The organism is Nanohaloarchaea archaeon SW_7_43_1 (assembly GCA_003009795.1).
GTDB lineage: Archaea > Nanohalarchaeota > Nanosalinia > Nanosalinales > Nanosalinaceae > SW-4-43-9.
Genome location: PXPE01000001.1, coordinates 600,092 through 618,305, shown reverse-complemented (window position 1 = coordinate 618,305; position 18,214 = coordinate 600,092). Strand labels below are relative to the sequence as shown.

The window sequence follows — 18,214 nt, the reverse complement described above, 5'->3', positions numbered from 1 at the left end:
AAGAGTTTTCAATTTACTGCAAACACTTTCATTTTTCTAAATAGTGTTTAGGATTTGGCATCCTCTAAAGCCTTCCTGATTTTCGAATAATTTTCTGAAAACTCTTCCTCCTTATAATCTGTATCCGGCCAAAGATCCAAGCCATCAGAATCTCTTCTAGGAACTAGATGTAGATGGAAATGGTTTACTGATTGCTGAGCAGATTTCCCACTTGCATGTAGAATATTGAAACCAGTAATACTGGATTCCTGTTCAAGTGTTTCAGCAACTTTCTTAGCTGTCAGAGTTAATTCGGTTAAAGTATCCTCAGGCAGGTCAAAGATGTCTCTATGATGTTCTTTCGGGATGACGAGTAGATGTCCTTTTGCCAAAATGTCGCTCTTAAGCGGTGGAAATACCGCAACTGTCTCGTTCTGATAAATTACCTTTTCAGGGTCATTTTCCTCTACTATTTTACAGAAGACACACTCTCCCTTTGCCTTATAATACAGTCCTTTCGCTATTTCCTTGAATTCTGAGAAGCTTATCATCGAGGTATCATGTCTCCGTGGTCTAGATCTGAGTGATCGATCTTGATTTCCAATGAGTTTTCTAGCGGGAAGCCATCTAATTGGAACTGTGAAAGATCGTCCAGTTCGTCTTGTAAGAATTCTTGGAATGAATCAAGGTCATCCTTGAAGTAATTCTCCTTTCGGAAGTAGACCAACTGTTTCAGTACTGATTTGCATCCTTTCTCTAACTGGTTTTCTGTTAGCTTTCCGCTACCTCTACCTATGGTTATATGAGCCCGACAGAGGTCGGTGAAGTCTTCGAGATGTTTTTCTAGTGCAAGGTCTTTGTCGTACTGCGCTTCCTTCTCCAGTTTCAGGTCTTCCATAACCGAACTATAGCCTGTTTCACCTAGATTGTCGATCAGGCTCCTGCGTTTCTTGGCGCTGTAAAGATAATCACGTATATCTTCGTTCAGAAGGCCTTCGTTGAACCTGTTGGGAAAGTAGGAGATTGTTACGATGTTGTCATCTAGTTCTCCGCCGCCCGACATCTCTTCGTCAAGGTTGTTGAGGAAGTGGAAGAAGGTGAACTCCAGTTTCTGCTCTGGGTTTGCGGAGCGGAGCTGTACCAGGTAAAGCATTGCCTGGAAATTGGGTTTCCGGTCCAGTAGTTCTAGGTTGGATTTTCTAACAATGCTTGAGGCGGTTTTCCTGTCACCACTCTTGTAATCAACAATCTTGTTCTGCGAAACTACAAGGTCTGCCTTCCCTTTAACGCCTAGATCAGGGTTTTCGAACCAAGCCTCAGTAACATTCTTCTCCAACTCCTTGTCGAAGTAGTCTGAGAAGAAGTTTTCATCCTCTCTATCAGTGAAGCCATCCAGCTCCGCCTGGGACTCGAACCCGGTCCTATCTATGAACTGCTTGATGTTTTTGATCCCGACTTCAAACTCCGTTCTAAGTATATCCTTCTGGAGATCATCCACGATCGAACTCATCTCTTTTAACATCATCTCAATGAATTTCTCATCTCCTTTTTCTTCTACTGTCTCTGGATGATTGACGTAGAACTCTGCGAAATCATGGAATATGCTGCCTTTACGGAAGTATTCTTGATCTGCAGACTCCGTCAACTTAGAGAAAAAGTAGTCTTTAGGACAGTAAGCAAGCTTATTGAGAGATGACTGGCTTATAGTTTCTACTTCCTTTTTATCTATGTCGTATTCTTTCTTCTTGAAGCCTTGTTTCTGACTTGATAGGTCGATAGTGTATTGGTTTTCTTCTTTCTTGAGGTTGTTGAAGGACTCTATTGTTTCATCAGTAAGCTCGTTGAAGTATAGACACGGCGTTATTTCTTCGTTCAGTTGTTTCTCCTGTACTAGAAAGTGCTGTTGTTCTCCGTTCTGTATCAAAGTTTTGAAGTCTCTCAGGTTGGTATCCTCCTGTTTTTCTTGATCGATCCACGGCTTTTCCGGTATGCTTGAGTTCCAGGATGAGTCCATTCCTAGGTAGAATACGATTGGTCTGTCAACGTATGCAGATGACTTGGGGGACGCCAGTAGTACTCCTTTGCTGGTTTTTTCCGACTCTATGTCGTAGGTGTCAAGGTAGTATTGTATTCGGCTGAGATTGTCTTCTGTAACTTTCTGGTCTAGTATTCCTAGCTCTTCTAAATTATCTTCGAGTTCTGTGCAGTCTTCGCCAAGCTCGTCCTCGAATAATTCGATTGCCTCGCCGAAAGTTCCCTCACGTACTTCCTGTAGTAGGCTTTCGAAGTCTTCAAGTTCGCTATTTTCCATCTCTTCTAAGTAGTCGTTGTTCGACTTGACAGACACTGTTTTGTCCAGTCTTTTGAGGACTGGTTGGCACTCTTTCACCAGCACTCTTTCAGATAATGATAGCTGGATAAGTTGGAGACATGTACGTAGCTTTTCGGATTCAGAGAATCCTTTCTGAGCCATGAAAGGTATTCCTTCAGATCGTAAGGCTGACTCTATCAAGGATCCGTACATGCTTTCAGGATTGATTACAATAGCTACGTCCTGACAGTTTTCTTCCGTGATATTTTCCTGGACAGCTCTTACTATCTCTGTAGTAGAGTTGTAGAACTTGAATTCTGGAACTTCTTTCTTTTCATCTGTGAAAACACTGAATTCGTCTGCATCGTCAGGAACTACTTTTTTATCCAGTCCGTTGAACTGGTGAGGATTAACTATGGCCACATCTTTTTCCTCATCAACCTGGAAATCCTGCATCTTTGAGTAGACGTTCTCAGTATTTTCTATAGCTTCGATAATTTTTCTAGTTGGCTGGTTGTCGAACTTCTCGTAGTCTAGTATCGCTTCAAGTTCTCCTGTTTCAAGCCAGTACTGGATAATGTTCTCAAGCAAATATGACGTTTGTTTCCAGGAAAGATCTGTCTGCTCTACTGCTTCTAGAAACAAACCTCGCTCCTTAACCACATCCTGATTCTGGTAATTACTGAGGATATAGATCATCGGCGTGGTGGCAAAGTGTCCAAGTATTGGTTCTTCCAGTCTAGTGTTCAGTGCGTCTCTGAGCGATGCTTCTGCGGTGAAAACCAGGTCGTAATCCTGTACTTTCTCATAGATTTTGTCTACAGATAGAGTTTTTTCAACTTGAAGACCTGTTTCTTTCTCCTGTTCTTCAGCTACGGAAGAATTTTGATCGATATCAGTAACTAACTCCGGTCCCACATTGTATTATTAAAAACACTTCCATTTATCGTTCTTTCCCTTAACATGAAGATATCTTGAGGCGCTACACTCACTAAACTCTTGAAGTTTTTTAGAAAAAGTAATTTCTTAGACCTTTAGGGTTCTAACATTTCTGAGAGATTTTGGTATGCTTTGTGTCGATGATTCTGTATATTCAAATCTCCTAGTCTCTGGCTGTACCCTTCCGGAACAAAAGCAGTCATTAAAGTCAGTTTTGCCGTAGGATCAGCTTTTTCAAAGTCAAGTCGGCCTTCCAGTTGTCCTTCGGCAACCACCACTTCGCTACCATCGTAGTATGCGACACTACACACCATTCTACATTCTTTTTCTGATGCATTATGCAGTGCTTCGAGACCTTCCAACTGAGTTTCCTTCAGAACATGCTTGATCAATGGACCTGGAAATCTGCCAAGACCCTCAAAGTAAAATGAGAAATCGTCAACTATCACAGGCTCACTAATTTTATCGTAAGCACTTTTTGCCTTCTCTCGAACCACAGTATCCCGATCAAGAGATTGAACTTCGTATATATCCACACCCTGCTGTTTAAGATTTAATTCATCCCCGAAGACTTCCTTAATCATCTCATACTTCTTTTCGTTCGATGTTGCCAGAACTATCTCTTCTTTGTTCATACTCAAATTCAGGAAGAGCTCCCATAGTTAAAAATCAATCATATGGAATATGAAATTCTTGGATAACTCAGGCCCGGCCTTGCCAATGTTTCCAAGTCATTTCTCCGCCGCTAGAATGACTGACGACTAGAATAAAACGTAAATGCCTTTATAAATTTAAGACGTTATAAATCTATTATGATAATGATTGGTGGATGCGTTCACTCTGACATCAGTATTCATTGATCTCATCATCCAGCTTTCGCTATACAATTCTCAAGGTGATTCATTATGCAAGAACTAGACCAACCACAAACTAAGGGTGGGTATGTTCATTGGAGTTCCCAAGAACGGCTCATTCCAACAAGAAGCGATTAAAACCTATGAAAACACAGGACTAGACCTTTTCGGCCTAGATACAAATTCTAGAACATATAATCAAGAAGTTAAAGACGCAGAAGTATATCTTCTTAGACCACAAGATGTTCCTTGGGCGTTCTTCAATGGAGAGATTGATTCGGGAGTAACAGGCTATGATCTACTAATTGAATATACATTGGGGGAAGATGTTGAAGCTGATACTCCTCAGTATGAAGTTCTGATGGACTATCTACTCGGAGAACAGTCAAAACAGGAGACTTCAGTTTATGAGGAGCTAGGGTTTGGAGATGTAGAAATAGTGTTTGCAACAGGAGATAGAGATATCTTGAGAGAAGATGCTGTTTCTGTTGCAACAAGTTATCCCAACATAGCAGAGGAATATCTCTCTAACAAATTCGAAGACTACGATCTCGTAGAAGCCGAAGGTTCTGTAGAGGTCTTCCCTCAGTTCGACAGTATTGATGGAGTAGTGGAAGTAGTAGACTCAGGAACTACAATAGATGAAAACAGTCTAGAGGTTATAGACACCCTATTTGAATCAGAAGCTGTACTTTTAGGTGATCTAGATGACGAACTGTGAAAAACTAAAGGGATTTAGAGACTTTTACCCAGATGAAAACGCGGCTAGACAGAAAGTTTTCGATAAAATAGAAAAAGCGGTTCAAAGTTGCGCATTCAGAAAAATAGACTCTCCAGCAGTTGAAGAGGTAGATCTCTACAGAATTAAATCCGGAGAAGGGATTCTTGATGAAACTTTCAACTTTGAAGATCACGGCGGTAGAGAGATCACGTTAATACCAGAACTAACACCTACAGTAGCAAGAATGATTCAGAACAGAAAGGATCTGAACAAGCCAATAAAGTGGTATTCAATACCCAGATGCTGGAGGTACGAATCACCACAGAAAGGTCGACTGAGAGAGTTCTACCAGCTTAACTGTGACATTATCGGTTCAGATAATGCTAAAACTGACGCAGAATTACTCTACTCCGCCACAGAAGTAATGAGAATTCTTAACCTAGAGGACAGCTATCTGATCCGATTAAACGACAGAAGACTTCTTGAATCAATCCTAGAATCCTATGGAATAAGTAAAACAGAGGAAGTCATGAAGGTTATTGACGACAAAGAAAAGTTGACAAAAAAAGAGTTCAAAGAAGATCTTACGACCCTAGGCTTAAGCCACTCAGTTGCTGAAAAAGCGGATGAGCTGACAGACATATCAGGAAAAATAAGCCAGAAAACGGAGGAAATAGAGAGTAAAATACCGGAGGATAAGAAAGCAAGGGAGGCTTTTGAAAGATTAGAAAATTTGGAAACATTCCTTAAAGCCTACAATATACGAGACAAATGTAGGATCGATTTAAGTATTGTTAGAGGTCTTGACTACTACACCGGTCTTGTCTTTGAAGGTTTCGACTCTGAAGGCGAATATCGAGCAATATTCGGCGGAGGTAGATACAATAATTACCTTCAGCTCTTTGGAAATCAGGAGCTTCCTGCAGTGGGATTTGGTATGGGAGATGCTGTTCTAGAGGAAATCATGAGGGAGAAAAACAAGTGGCCAGATGAAGAACTATCAACGGATGTCTATATACTTAACGTAGATGAGAATAAGTCTAGAGAAGCGTTAAAACTCACTAAGGAACTCAGGAAGCAGGAAATCAGAACAGAAGTAAACCTTTCCAAGAGAAGTTTCTCAAACCAACTTGGCTATGCCGACAATATCAATGCAAAGTATGTAGTCATAGTGGGAGATCAAACAGCTAGCAGTAGGGTTGAAGTCAAATCAATGGATGACGGCAGCGAAGAGATAGTTGAGAAATCTGACCTAGTCAGTTATATAAAATGATGTCGGAGATAGGTTAGCTGGTCTATACTCCGACCTTGTGGCGGTCGGGACTCGGGTTCAAATTCCGCCCTCAACCCAGTTTTTACCGGTAAAAAGCAACATGTAAATACTTTATTCTTTGAAATATAATTAAGGGGAAATAAAATGTCAGAATTCGGACAAACGAAAGGTACAAATGACTATTTTGCAGGGGAAGCAGATGCTAGAAGGGAGATGGAACAAACTTTCAGAGAAAATTTTAGAAATTTTGGAGCTCAAGAAGTAATACCGCCAGCAATCGAATCTGCAGACCTTTTAAATTCAAAATCAAGTGAGGAACTTAGAGAAGAAGGATTGTTCTACACATTCACACCTAAATCATTCAACGTGTTGAATGAGGCTGCTGAGGAAGGAAAGTCTGTAGAAGAACTAAACCCGCAAGATTTCATTGACACAGGTTTAAGATTCGATGGAACAGTCGGTGTTTCTAGAGTAATGGCTGAAAATAAAGATGTTTCAAAGCCAGCTAAATGGTTCTACAATATACCTGTCTGGAGGTATGAAGATACAGGCGAAGATCGACTCAGGGAATTCTGGCAATCAGGAATAGAGTATCTTGGAACAGAGCAACTTGCTCATGACGCAGAGGCTGTTGCACTTGCAAATCAACAGCTAGAGGATGTAGGGCTAGAAGATGCTTATTTTGAATTAAACAACAGGAAATTCATCAGCGGTGTTCTTGACGAATACAGTATACCTCAATCACAGGAACAAGGTGCCCTAACGATCCTTGATAAGCTGGATAAGAAAGAAAGATCTGAACTCCTGGATGAAGCAGAGAATGACAAAGGAATAGATAGAGGAAAGTTTGAAGATGTACTTCTATTCCTAAACTCGGATTATGGTTTCTCAGACTTGGATATTCTAAGACAGCAATTTGAAGGAAACCAAGCTGCTCAGGAAGGTATTGATGAACTAGAAAAGCTTAGAAGTTACCTTGAATCATATGATGCAGCAGATAGTGTTGAGTTCTCACCAACTTTAGCAAGAGGGCTCGACTACTATACAGGAATAGTCTTCGAAGGATTCCATGAAGACGCTGATAGCTCGATTGCTGGAGGCGGAAGATATGATGACTTGATAAGTGACATTGGCGGTGAAGCTACCCCTGGAGTAGGGTTTGCCCTAGGAAATGACAGAATAATAGACGTACTTGAAGAAAATGGAGAATGGGATGAAGACATGCCCGGTGCAAGAGTTTACATGATCCCTGTAACGGACAACCAAGAGGATCTCGAATACGCTATCGAGGCATCTACTGATATAAGACAGAACGGAATGGAAACTGACATAGACTTCAGCGGTCGTTCAATAGGGCAGGCTTTCTCCTATGTCGACAACCAGGATATCCCATATGCAGCTGTAGTTGGTCCGGATGAAAGAGAAGCAGAAACTGTTACAATAAGAGACATGGATTCGGGAGAAGAATACGAAATTCCTTCAAGTCAAGCAGGCCAAAAACTGGGAGAGGTAAGAGATAGAGTAAATTGAATTTTCTCTCCTCTAATTTATTTTCTCTATCATATTTTCAAAAGTCTCTTGAACTATAGGAATACTTTCAATATCTACGTATTCATCTGGATTATGGATAACCTTGTTAGGAGATGTGCCAAAGATAACTCCAGATGTACCCAAGGCTTCTTGATAAAGTCCTAACTCAGTAAAAGCATCCGTTGTGTCAGTCTCCGGTTCTACACCTGCCTCTTCAACAGATTCCTGGAAAAGTTTCATCCACTGATTGTTTTCTTGTGTCCTTACAGCCTCATGAACAGCATATGTCTTGAATTCTCCCTCTCTTGTTAGAGGACTAACTCTTTCTTTTAGTTCTCTTGCAAGTTCTTCGCTACTATATCTTGGAGGAACTCTTGAGTCTGTTTCAATAATAAATTTTTGTGGGATAATATTATTGCTTTTTCCGCCCTGAGCAACAGTTATAGTAAAAGTAACTGGCCCAAGTTTACCTGATTTTCTATTCATAAGTTCATCTTTAAACTTTTTTAGTTCATTAAGAACAGGTATGGCCTCTTCAATAGCATGTTCTGAAGGCTGATAGACACTGTCAGATTCATCTACTTTTTGGGCCTTTGAGGCATGTGTTTCATCCATTTCTCTTTCAATAACTGCTTTCGAGTGAAATAAGCCCTTATGTTCATTAATAATTTTAAGATCCTCAGGCTCACACATTACAGCGAATTTGACATTTAAGCTTTTATCTTCATACTTAGAAAGAAATCTTTTAGCTCCACTAAATTTCCCCTCTTCATCCGCCTCTAGAATGAGGGCTACATTAGGATTTTCATATTTCTGATAGGCATTCTTTAAAGCTACCATCGCTGCCGCTGCATTGGATTTAGTATCTGCGGAACCTCTCCCATATAGTTTTTTGTCTTTGATGTCTCCACTAAGTGGCTTACTTTCTTTCCACTTTTCTTTATCAAATTCTACGGTGTCTAGATGTGCGGCTATTAGAACTTCCGCTTCTTCAATATTCCCCACTTCTACATTATAGGTTTTCTCAGCCTTTTCATCCTGTTTTACGATAAATTCATCTAGTGAAACAGGTACATTATGTTTCTCAAAATATTCTTTAGCATATAACATTATTGCCTTTTCTTCTAGGGATGTACTCTTTATTTTCACTAGTTCTTGAGTCAGCTCTATTGATTCAAGCATTTTAATCTCCTAAAGAATTAGAGGGAAAAAGAGTTTTTGACTAAAGTTCTCTCCACATATAAACCCTAGGGTCTGTCATCGGATTGCCTTCTTCATCTTCTACTCCTATCTGTTCAATTTCTTTTACTAAAGGTTCCCCTTCGTAATTAACTGGCTCAAATCCTAAATCACTATCTAAACCAAGTTTCTTTTCATTTTCGTCTTCGAAGTTAGTTCTCTCTAAACCTCTACTTATATCCTGCCTCTCAGCAATCCTGTCTAGCTCCTTTTCTTTCAATCTTTTACCTAATCCTTGGTTTCTCCAATCTTCAACAACTCCCAATTCATTGAACCAATAAGTCTCTCCGTCCAGAAATGAAGTATCTACTTCTTGAAGTTCATCGGGGAAGTCGTTATCCGTTCTCATCTCTTCAGATTCCGGGACATAACCCCAAGCAAATCCTACTACTGTGCCTTCATTAAGTGCCAGAATCCCTTCATAGTCTTCATCCTGCAATCCTGCGATTATATCCTTAGTGAACTCGTAATCCCAGTTTTCCTGGTATACAGAATCATTGAAGGTCATTTGGAAGGCTCCTATTAAGGAAGCCAGATTCTCATCTTTAGAAAGAGGATATGTTGTCTCTTTAGAATCAAAACCTAAATCTGCATACTCAATGTTTTCGATATTTTGTCTTTGGGCTGATGAGGATGTGTTAGATTGACTCATATATTCACCTTGTAATAACAATTCTTGTGGTAAGCTTTATACGATTTTTGTGAGAGTTTCCTTTTTCAGCATTGATTTTACCTTGAGGAAGTCATCTCTGATTACTCTATCTTCATCTACGGGATTTATTTCCTCATTTAACTCTTTGATAGCTTGAGATGTGCCTTTCCCCGGGCTTTTTTCTCTATGATATAGGGCTTGATATGAGGAGAAAATTTCTATAGAGATAACAGTCATTGTATTTTCCACTACTTCAGCGAGATGATTAGCTGAGTTTGCACCCATACTGACGTGATCTTCTTGATTTGCTGAAGTAGGTACAGAATCCGTACTTGAAGGATGGGTTAACACTTTATTTTCGGACACAAGAGAGGCAGCTGTATACTGAGGTATCATGAGACCTGAGTTCAGGCCCCCGTCCTCTATCAGGAAAGAAGGTAGATCAAAGTTATTATTTCCGTCTACTAATTTTGCTGTTCTTCTTTCACTTACGTTCGCTAACTCTGCAACTGCATTTTTCAAGGAATCGAGGCTTAGTGCTAGTGGCTGGCCATGAAAGTTGCCTCCTGAGACAACCTGACCATCTTCTAATATGAGAGGATTATCTGTTACTGAGTTGATTTCGGTTTCAAGTTTCTCTTCTACGAAACTTATTACATCTCTAGTAGCTCCATGGATTTGAGGGATACAACGCAGAGAGTACGAATTCTGTACGCGAGTATCATCGCTCGAATATTGGACGAGTTGGCTGTGCTTCACTAGTTCTCTAATATTTTCAGCTGTTTCCTTTTGACCTTCATGAGGCCTGAGATTATGTATTTCTTCCTTGAATGCATCTTCTATACCTTTCATAGCTTCCAATGCTAAAGCGCCTGCTAGGTCTGCTGCATCTGCCAGTTTTTTCGCATCATATAAGGCCAAGCATCCTAACGCAGCCATAAAGTTCGTGCCGTTAACCAAAGCTAATCCTTCCTTCTCTTTCAGTTCAAGGGGCGTAATTCCATTTTTCCGTAGGACATTTCTAGACAGCACCCATTTGTCCTCTTCTCTTACCTTACCTCTGCCTGTTAAAGCCAAGACCATATGTGAAAGAGGTGCTAAATCCCCACTGGCGCCCACTGACCCCTTCCTTGGAATAAATGGATATATTTCTTTATTTAGTGCATCTTTGATGGTTTGGACAGTCTTTACTCTGACACCAGAGTTACCCATCAATAATGAGTTCAATCTAAGTAGCATCAACGCTCTTGCCTCTTCCTCGGATAGGGTAGCTCCGACACCGCAAGAATGGCTTTCGATTATATTTTGTTGAAGTTTTTCTATTTGATTATTATCGATAGTTTGATCTGCTAGATCTCCAAATCCAGTATTCACACCATAGATAGTATCTCCATCTTCTATTCTTTCCTCTAGGCTTTCTCTTGAAGATTTCACTTTTTCAAGAGCCTCATTTGATATCTCTATTTCCTCTTTTTTGCGTGAGACCGCCACTGTTTTGCCGACTGATAAAGAATTTCCATTGAGTTTTACTGTCATAGATCTGCCTCCGAGATCAGTCCTGATTCAAGTTGATAAACTCCGCTTTCCTCAGGATAGACTCCGTCAGCTCTCAGGATGTATGTTGAATCAATATTGTTTTTCTCTGAGAATTCTCTGTAATCGTCTTCCCACGCAGGAAGGTCATAACTGGCCTCTACTATTATATCAGGTTTCATACCGTCTTCTAATTCAATTCTGGAGAGTTCGTTACATATGACAGGAAGAACCTCATAACCGTTAAATTCAACTGTATCTATTGTTTCAAGTGCTTCTTCTGTAGCTACTTCGTGAACTTCATCTGAGACTGTATTCTTTGGGCCTTTGTAAAGAATCGAATCTACCTCTCTTGCGTTAGAAGGAATCATGTAACTCTTTGAGGGACTTCCTAAAGTTCTTTCAGCCTCACTTATTAGCCAGAACTCGTCTTTCAAGTCAAGCTGTCTTGCTGCTTCGGTCCAATTATGAACCTCATAATTTGACTTAACTTTTTTTCTGTTATTTAGGACTTCTCCATCTGCTATGACAGGCATTGTCGTATGGAAATATCCATTAGATTCTTCGTTGAATGTTCCTGGAATGTAAAGCACGTCTGGATTTGCATTAATTTTACCGGTCCAAGTGTCAATTTTGGATTCGATCCATTCTTCATCTACATCAGGGTCATGTGAGATAGAAAATTCTGGTTTTACCACAATTTTCCCACTTTCTAGGTTTGCGGATTCGCTAAACTTCTGCTGCTGATGTTTCGAAATCATAATTATCGTCGTTCAAATTGTTTAGAATGAATTTAGCAGCCTCTCTGCCATTTTGAATGTCTGAATCAGGAGTATAGTCAGATTCTGAGTAGATGTTCATATTATGTAGGTCGTCGGCCAGACCACCTGTTCCTTTAATAGCCACTGCGTAAGCTGAGTCGTCCTTTTGACTCAATGAGTACTCCGCCATTGTTCCCTCACTTCCTCCAAAAACTATTACACCGTCTGCTATTTTAGCTCCTACCTCAGATTCATCGCCCCAAGTAGATTCGCCATAGCTGGGTGAAACTATTACTCCGTGATCATTGACTTCTTCAAGGAAGTATTTTTCACCCCTTTCAGGATAAACTCCTAGGGTTGGTATACCGTACTCTTTAGCTCTTCTTGCGGCTATTTCTGGGAGACCTTCTTCGGTTCCGCCGGTTACAACACCGATGCTTTCTTCTTCAAACTGTTGCATTGCTTCGTCTAAAATTTTTCCGACATTAGCTTCAGAACAATCTGCGCCACCTATAAACCAAATAGCATTATCTACTTCAGGTCTATCTAAAAATTGATTGACCTCTGACCATTGGGACATATGTTTTTATTGGTGCTTTACAATATATGTTATTTTGAACAACTATATTGACGAATGTAAAATATTCGAAGAGTTTTTATTATTTAATAAAGTAGTCTCCTCTATGGCGGAAGGTTTAGATGAGAGAGACAAACATATTTTGAATGAACTCATAAAGAACGGAGAGAAATCAAAGGCTGCGCTGGCTGAAGAACTTGACATGACTCGCCAAGGAATTTTTTACAAAATAAAGCAGCTAAAAAAGAAAGGTATAATCAAGAACGAGACAGTAGATGTAAGCAATGATAAAGTCGGACTGGGATTAAGAGCTTTCATACTAGTAAAGACTCAAGCTAGAAGCGAAGAAGAAAAAGAGCTTGAAAAGAATCTCAAGAAAAGGAAGGATGTTGCTGGTCTTCACCTCCTCTTCGGAGACTATGAACTTTTAGTAGAAATCCTCGTACAGAACAGGGAGGAACTTTCGGAATTTGTTGATTTTCTCCAAGAATTCGATGATGCAGTTATCCGCACTAAAACATTGATTGTTTATAATACGCTAAAGTCTAACCATCGTCATCCTATCGAAAACGTCTTAGAGGAATAGATGATATTATGATCTATTTCTAGAATTTTTTCATTCTCTAACCTTAAGTTGCCTTTGTTTGGTTCTGAGCTGACAAAACTAAAATGTATTTTTAAACTTGGTTCCCAGAACAAAACCAGCTGGATAAGCATCATTCCAAATAAAGTATCGTGAAGATATCGTTCTATTGAATATTAATTGGTGCAAAAATTTAATCTGTTTCTACCAAAATACTGTGATATGGTTAAATCTGAAAGGATCAAAGATATTGAGTTTGGAAACAATAGTGTTGAGGCCAAGTTTGATGTACATTCAGGAGGGGTAAAAGGATCGATATTATTATTGCCTGGCATAGGCTCTGGACCTTTTGGAGGTATTTTCGATCAGTTCGTGGAAAAAGCTGTGGAGGAGAATTTCCAGGTCTTGAGGTATGAGAGCTGGGAGGATGTTTCTGAACTCCAAGAAAAGACTGTGGATTCCATATTCGCTGAGATCAATGATGCTGTTGACTACTTAAAGGATCGAAACGACCTGAAAGTCTTTATAGTTGCGAAAAGTTTCAGTGCAGGGATGGTGCTGGCAGGGAGCATTGATAACGTAGATAAGACTGTATTATGGGCTCCAGCAGTAGGATTTCAGGAAAAAGCGAATATTGAGGAGTTAAGAGACAGTAAACTGGGAGAAGTTGAGGAGGTAACTGACATACAAATTAATTCGGAGTTTTTAGAGCATAAAGTCCCAGTAAAAGTTATTCATGGAGAGAATGATCAAGTTGTTCAAATTGAGAATTCTGAAAGCATAGTTCATAATCTACCCGAAGCAGAAATCAAAAGGATATCGGAAACAGGTCATTCTTACGAGGGTAAGAAAAACTTGGTTATAGAGGAGACGATTGAATTTTTGAATCAATAATATTTATGAGTTCAGACTCTTCATTGGAACGGTATTCCCCTATTAGTCCCGCAGCTTAAGTTAACCTTAAACAAGTTTCTGATCATATTAAGGTCTGTATAGAGACCAAAAGTGACTTATCATCTGTCTATAATTTTAAAGTAGACCTCGTAAATCGAGGTCCTTAATAGTCCCGGTGATCGGGGCGGGTAGGGTTTGGAAGCCAAGCTTTTCCTCATTGAGGAGAGGCCTTGAACAGCCTAGCTGTGAATGAGCGCTTCGACCCGCCCTCTAATCTTCTAGTTCTTCCTTTAGACTATCCCTCTTTATCATCTAGATACTGGGTTTAAGGGGTATAAAAAGTCTAGAGAAATAAGGATGAATTAATGGTCAGGGAAACGGTAAACCTCGGAGATAGGAAGGTAACGGTTGTCGGTACGGCCCATGTATCGGATAGAAGCGTAGAGGAAGTAAGAGATACTATTGAGGAGCTTCAACCTGATTTTGTCGGGGTAGAGCTTGATGAGAACCGTCTTGAATCACTGAAAGATCGTGAAGGCTGGAAAAGTATTGATATCAAAGAGGCGGTCAGAGAAGGAAAAGGATCTGTACTGGCATTGAATCTCCTGATGTCCATGTACCAGAGAAAAATAGGGATGAAGCAAGGCGTTGAGCCAGGAGCTGAACTTCTGGAAGCAGTTGAGGCTGCTGAAGAGAATGAAATCAATTATAGTGTTATTGATCAGGATATTAGTGTTACTCTTGAACGGGTCAAAGAAGAGCTTGGAATTTTTGATAAACTGTTTCTTCTTTCTTCACTTTTCTTCGATGGGACCGACATAAAAGTTGAAGAACTGAAGGAATCCGACATGCTCTCGCAGATAGTATCTGAGCTGGACGAAGAGTTTCCCGAACTGAAAAAAGTCTTGTTAGATGAAAGAAACGAGTACATGGCGGATCGGCTTCTGGAGAAAGATTTTGATCACGCTGTAGTATTTGTCGGTGCAGCCCATGTAGAAGGATTGACCCGGATTTTGGAGAAAGGGCAGACTGAAAGAGAAGAAGTAGAAAATTCCTCAGGTATACCTTGGCTGAAAGCTATCAGATTTGGCTTCCCAATCTTGATTATCTCTATGCTTGTATACGCTTTTCTAGGTATTGATTTTGCAACAGGTACAAAGGCAACTTCAATCTGGATTCTCGCCAACGGATTCGCAGCAATGCTTGGCGCCATAGCTGCTCGTTCCCACTTTACTACATGGCTGGTTTCATTTATTTCAGCGCCTTTGACCTCACTTTACCCGGCATTAGGAGCAGGAATGGTAGCGGGATACTTTGAGGCCAAATTCTATCCACCAAGTGTGGGAGAACTCGAGGATATAGTCTACATAGAGGATTATTCGGAGCTCTGGGGAAACCAGGTTGGCAGAATAATACTCACATTTGCATTGGTTACAGTTGGAAGTGGAATCGCTACATTTGCCGGAGCAGGATATATTGCCTCGGTCATCTCCGGTGTCTGAGCTGGAAAAACAGTTAAAGACTCGTTTGATGATAAGTTCCTATGTCAGAACAGATAGGTAAACACAAAGGTGCAGTTGAAACACTTCTACACGAGAAAAAAGAACTTTCCCGGCTTATACAGATTGTTAACTCTCAGCTCCAGAGACGTTTGAACGCACTGGAGGAAGCAGGGATTGATACCGATGAATTTATCGAAAACGTTCAACAGAAAGGCCAGCAGAGAGAGCAGGATAAAAGCAACCAGAAACACAAAAAAGACCGGCAGAGCCCACAGACGCAGGGTAGCAAAGAGAAGCAGGAAGAAGCTGATCCAAATGAACTGCTTGAAAACGATGGAGAAGATGATTTCGGTTCCCGGGACTTCAATCCCAACAGTTAACTAGTTCAGCATCCATTTTTCCTCCCATTCTCTTATCTGATCTTTCAGGTCATCCTCTTCGTTTTCTTTATTAGTTGGTCGTTTTCTCTCTTTTTCTTTATCTCTCAGTTTGAGACCGATTAATCCTCCGGATAGAAGACCGAGAAGATGTGCTTCATATGCTGTGTCTGTGACTGCTGAGAGCCCAGCGACGTTTATCAGGATATAGGTTATCAGAACCGTCCACATTGGGGCTGGAACTCCCAGTGCCAGTCCGATTTTTCTCGGCTTGAAAACTGCCAGTGCTGCCATTAATCCCATTCCTCCGCCGGAGGCTCCAATAATCGAGGTTTCGGAAAAGAATATGAAGGCGGAGAAGTTGGCGAAAACTGCCGAGATCAGAAAGGTTGCGAGAAAAACTCTGGAAGAGGTAAAACGTTCGTATATTGAACCAAATAATCCGATGAAGAACAGGTTGTTCAGCAGGTGCTCAAGACTGCCGTGTCCAAAAAATGATGTGAAAAATTTCCACCATGGAGAACTCGAGGCGTTGAAAGCCGGGTCAAAATTTGTGAAAAACTGTATGGCAAAGACTACGGCGAAAACACCACAGAGTTTGAGGGCGGTAAAGTTGAATTTTTCAGTTTCCATCTTCATCGTAGAATGGTTTCATACTTCCTTTATCATTCCTGGCTACGTACTCAAATCTCTCAAGTTCTTTGGATGCTGAGGCTAGTTCATAATCTCTTTTGTAGTTGTGACCTTCTTTTTGTTCGTATACTGCTGCCTGCTCTAGGTGTTTAGTTGCTTTGATGTAGAGTTGAGCCAGTTCAGGGTCTTCACGTATTTTGAACTGTTTCTCTTGAAGTTCTATGAATATGTCGCTTATATCTACACTGATTCTTGCTTCACCTGGTTCAGGATGTTCAGTGATTTTTCTTTTCCAATAGACATGATAAGTGTTGAAAGTCTTGGTCCCTGTTCCCGAGAAAGCATTGCCGTGTAAGTTGTGGAGAAAAACTCTCCTGCTCCGAGATCCGATTCATCCTTGGCATCAAAGATCAGGCTGTCAAGATCATCTGAATCTTCATAATCTTCCACTTCAAGCTTCTCTGCCAGAATCTTTATTGCTTTTTTCTGATCTTCGGAGAGATCATTTACTGCTTCTTCCGTTACCTCAAAGTTGATCGAGTACCTGTAGTCTTCCGGTGCATAGTTCTGTGCCCAGTTTTTGGCTCTTTCCAGCCTATTTAGAACCTGTTCTATTCCCTTCTCATCTATATTCTCGGATACATGACTGGTTCTCTTGAGAGATTTAATCGCTTTTTGCTCCCATTCATCCTCTGGAACGGTCTGGGCTATAAACGATGCATGTTTGAAAGATACTCTTGCCGGTTTTTCATCAGGTATATCTACGATTGAGAGTTCGTATATTCGTTTCCACTGTTCTCTCTGTTTATCATCCTGAGCCTCTTCAGGGTTAAAGTATGCGCTCTCAACCTTGTCGAAGTTTTTGTATCTCTGGAATATTTCCTCTGTCTCAAATGGAATCTCGAATGCTTTATTTGGTTTCGTACTGGCGAAAAGGAATCGGACCATTTCTGGAGAATAGATTTCTTTCAGCATTGAAATAGAAAAGACGTTTTCTCCACTGCTTGAGGAGATCTTGGCACCGTCCTTGGTAATAAATTCATACATCTGATGTACAGGGAAGTCATTATCGTAAATTTCCTGAACAAGTTCATTGGCTGTGTCACGGGAACCTCCTGCTGCAGAGTGTTCTTTACCGGCTGGCTCAAAATCGACGCCCTCATACCTCCATCTCATAGGCCAGTCAATTCTCCATGGAGGTTTTACGTTTCCTTTCTCCCTGAAGTTCAGTTCTCTTGTCTCATCACATTCTTCACAGTAGTATTCAACAGTATACTCTCCATCATATTCAGTTACTTCGGTGAAATCTTTTCCACATTCCGTACAGTAGACTCTCAACGGATAGTAAGGTGTTTCCAGCGGCTCCCTTCTGTACTGGTCGAGAATTTCTTTGACTCCATCCCGGTTTCTCATACCTTTCCTTATTAGATCAGCATACTCTGCTTTCTCGAACATTTTCGTCTGCCGAATAAACTCGATATCCATATGCATTCCTCCGAGTTCCTCCTCTAGACGGGATTCGAAGTGGTGAGCATAGGAGTCATGGCATCCTTCCGGATCAGGAACCTCGCTTAGTGGAAGACCTATATATTTCTCGAATTTATCCGGAACGTTTTCAGGGACTTTTCTGAACCTGTCGTAGTCATCCCATGAATAGATGAAACGGACGTTTTCTCCCATGTTCCTCAGCGACTTGACGACGAAGTCTGTAGTGATTATCTCCCGAAAGTTTCCCGCATGCACAGTTCCTGAAGGGGAAATACCTGCAGCGCAAACATAGGTTTCTTCATCGGAGAATTTCTGTGTGGTTCCAAAAGCTAGTTGATCGGACCAAAACAATGGCTGATCTGTCATAA

Annotated in this window: 17 protein-coding genes and 1 tRNA gene; 8 read left to right on the top strand and 10 right to left on the bottom strand. The window is 40.7% G+C overall.

Annotated elements, in window-relative coordinates:
• Positions 1-47: 47 nt before the first annotated feature.
• The 3 genes from BRC29_03645 to BRC29_03635 form a co-directional block, all read right to left on the bottom strand.
• Entirely contained in the window at positions 48-530 is a 483-nt protein-coding gene (locus tag BRC29_03645; GenBank protein ID PSG99193.1) for a histidine triad nucleotide-binding protein, read from the bottom strand.
• Positions 527-3,208, bottom strand: a complete 2,682-nt coding sequence (locus tag BRC29_03640) for a hypothetical protein (GenBank protein PSG99192.1) — start codon at positions 3,206-3,208, stop codon at positions 527-529. Before BRC29_03640 ends, BRC29_03645 begins: the two co-directional genes overlap by 4 nt.
• A gap of 116 nt (positions 3,209-3,324) precedes the next feature.
• Positions 3,325-3,864, bottom strand: a complete 540-nt coding sequence (locus tag BRC29_03635; GenBank protein ID PSG99191.1) for a hypothetical protein — start codon at positions 3,862-3,864, stop codon at positions 3,325-3,327.
• Between the two features lie 307 nt (positions 3,865-4,171).
• Here BRC29_03635 and hisG point away from each other — a divergent pair, with 307 nt between their 5' ends.
• The 4 genes from hisG (at position 4,172) to hisS (ending at position 7,607) form a co-directional block, all read left to right on the top strand.
• Positions 4,172-4,804 carry an ATP phosphoribosyltransferase gene (gene hisG / locus BRC29_03630; GenBank protein ID PSG99190.1) on the top strand — a complete coding sequence of 211 codons (633 nt, stop codon included), beginning with the start codon at positions 4,172-4,174 and terminating at the stop codon, positions 4,802-4,804.
• Positions 4,791-6,077: a histidine--tRNA ligase gene (locus tag BRC29_03625; GenBank protein ID PSG99189.1), complete on the top strand. Its 1,287-nt coding sequence runs from the start codon at positions 4,791-4,793 to the stop codon at positions 6,075-6,077. Before hisG ends, BRC29_03625 begins: the two co-directional genes overlap by 14 nt.
• Before the next feature lie 2 nt (positions 6,078-6,079).
• Positions 6,080-6,153: transfer RNA gene (locus BRC29_03620), tRNA-His, on the top strand.
• Between the two features lie 68 nt (positions 6,154-6,221).
• The gene (gene hisS, locus BRC29_03615; protein ID PSG99188.1) at positions 6,222-7,607 is read left to right on the top strand and encodes a histidine--tRNA ligase; all 1,386 of its coding nucleotides are present in this window, start codon (positions 6,222-6,224) and stop codon (positions 7,605-7,607) included.
• A 12-nt stretch (positions 7,608-7,619) separates the two neighbouring features.
• Here hisS and BRC29_03610 read toward each other — a convergent pair whose 3' ends face one another.
• The 5 genes from BRC29_03610 to BRC29_03590 are packed head-to-tail and all read right to left on the bottom strand — an operon-like array spanning position 7,620 to position 12,372.
• A complete protein-coding gene (locus BRC29_03610) occupies positions 7,620-8,789 on the bottom strand; it encodes a hypothetical protein (protein ID PSG99187.1) in 1,170 nt (389 codons plus the stop codon).
• A gap of 40 nt (positions 8,790-8,829) precedes the next feature.
• Positions 8,830-9,498 carry a hypothetical protein gene (locus tag BRC29_03605; GenBank protein PSG99186.1) on the bottom strand — a complete coding sequence of 223 codons (669 nt, stop codon included), beginning with the start codon at positions 9,496-9,498 and terminating at the stop codon, positions 8,830-8,832.
• Positions 9,499-9,534: 36 nt separating this feature from the next.
• On the bottom strand, positions 9,535-11,034 hold the full coding sequence (gene hutH, locus BRC29_03600; protein PSG99185.1) for a histidine ammonia-lyase: 1,500 nt from the start codon (positions 11,032-11,034) through the stop codon (positions 9,535-9,537).
• On the bottom strand, positions 11,031-11,792 hold the full coding sequence (locus tag BRC29_03595) for a hypothetical protein (protein PSG99184.1): 762 nt from the start codon (positions 11,790-11,792) through the stop codon (positions 11,031-11,033). Before BRC29_03595 ends, hutH begins: the two co-directional genes overlap by 4 nt.
• Complete coding sequence (locus tag BRC29_03590) at positions 11,761-12,372, bottom strand: hypothetical protein (protein ID PSG99183.1); 612 nt, start codon at positions 12,370-12,372, stop codon at positions 11,761-11,763. Before BRC29_03590 ends, BRC29_03595 begins: the two co-directional genes overlap by 32 nt.
• Before the next feature lie 103 nt (positions 12,373-12,475).
• Here BRC29_03590 and BRC29_03585 point away from each other — a divergent pair, with 103 nt between their 5' ends.
• From BRC29_03585 to BRC29_03570, 4 genes are all read left to right on the top strand, one after another.
• Entirely contained in the window at positions 12,476-12,955 is a 480-nt protein-coding gene (locus BRC29_03585) for a hypothetical protein (GenBank protein PSG99182.1), read from the top strand.
• A 219-nt stretch (positions 12,956-13,174) separates the two neighbouring features.
• Positions 13,175-13,846, top strand: coding sequence for a hypothetical protein (locus BRC29_03580; GenBank protein ID PSG99181.1), 672 nt, complete (start codon positions 13,175-13,177; stop codon positions 13,844-13,846).
• Between the two features lie 365 nt (positions 13,847-14,211).
• Positions 14,212-15,348, top strand: a complete 1,137-nt coding sequence (locus BRC29_03575) for a hypothetical protein (GenBank protein PSG99180.1) — start codon at positions 14,212-14,214, stop codon at positions 15,346-15,348.
• Positions 15,349-15,389: 41 nt separating this feature from the next.
• Positions 15,390-15,728, top strand: coding sequence for a hypothetical protein (locus BRC29_03570; GenBank protein ID PSG99179.1), 339 nt, complete (start codon positions 15,390-15,392; stop codon positions 15,726-15,728).
• On the opposite strand, the gene BRC29_03565 is transcribed toward BRC29_03570, so the two are convergent.
• Together BRC29_03565 and lysS are read right to left on the bottom strand one after the other, a co-directional pair.
• Positions 15,729-16,364, bottom strand: a complete 636-nt coding sequence (locus tag BRC29_03565) for a hypothetical protein (GenBank protein ID PSG99178.1) — start codon at positions 16,362-16,364, stop codon at positions 15,729-15,731. It lies immediately after the preceding gene.
• Between the two features lie 234 nt (positions 16,365-16,598).
• Entirely contained in the window at positions 16,599-18,212 is a 1,614-nt protein-coding gene (gene lysS / locus BRC29_03560; GenBank protein PSG99177.1) for a lysine--tRNA ligase, read from the bottom strand.
• Positions 18,213-18,214 lie beyond the last annotated feature (2 nt).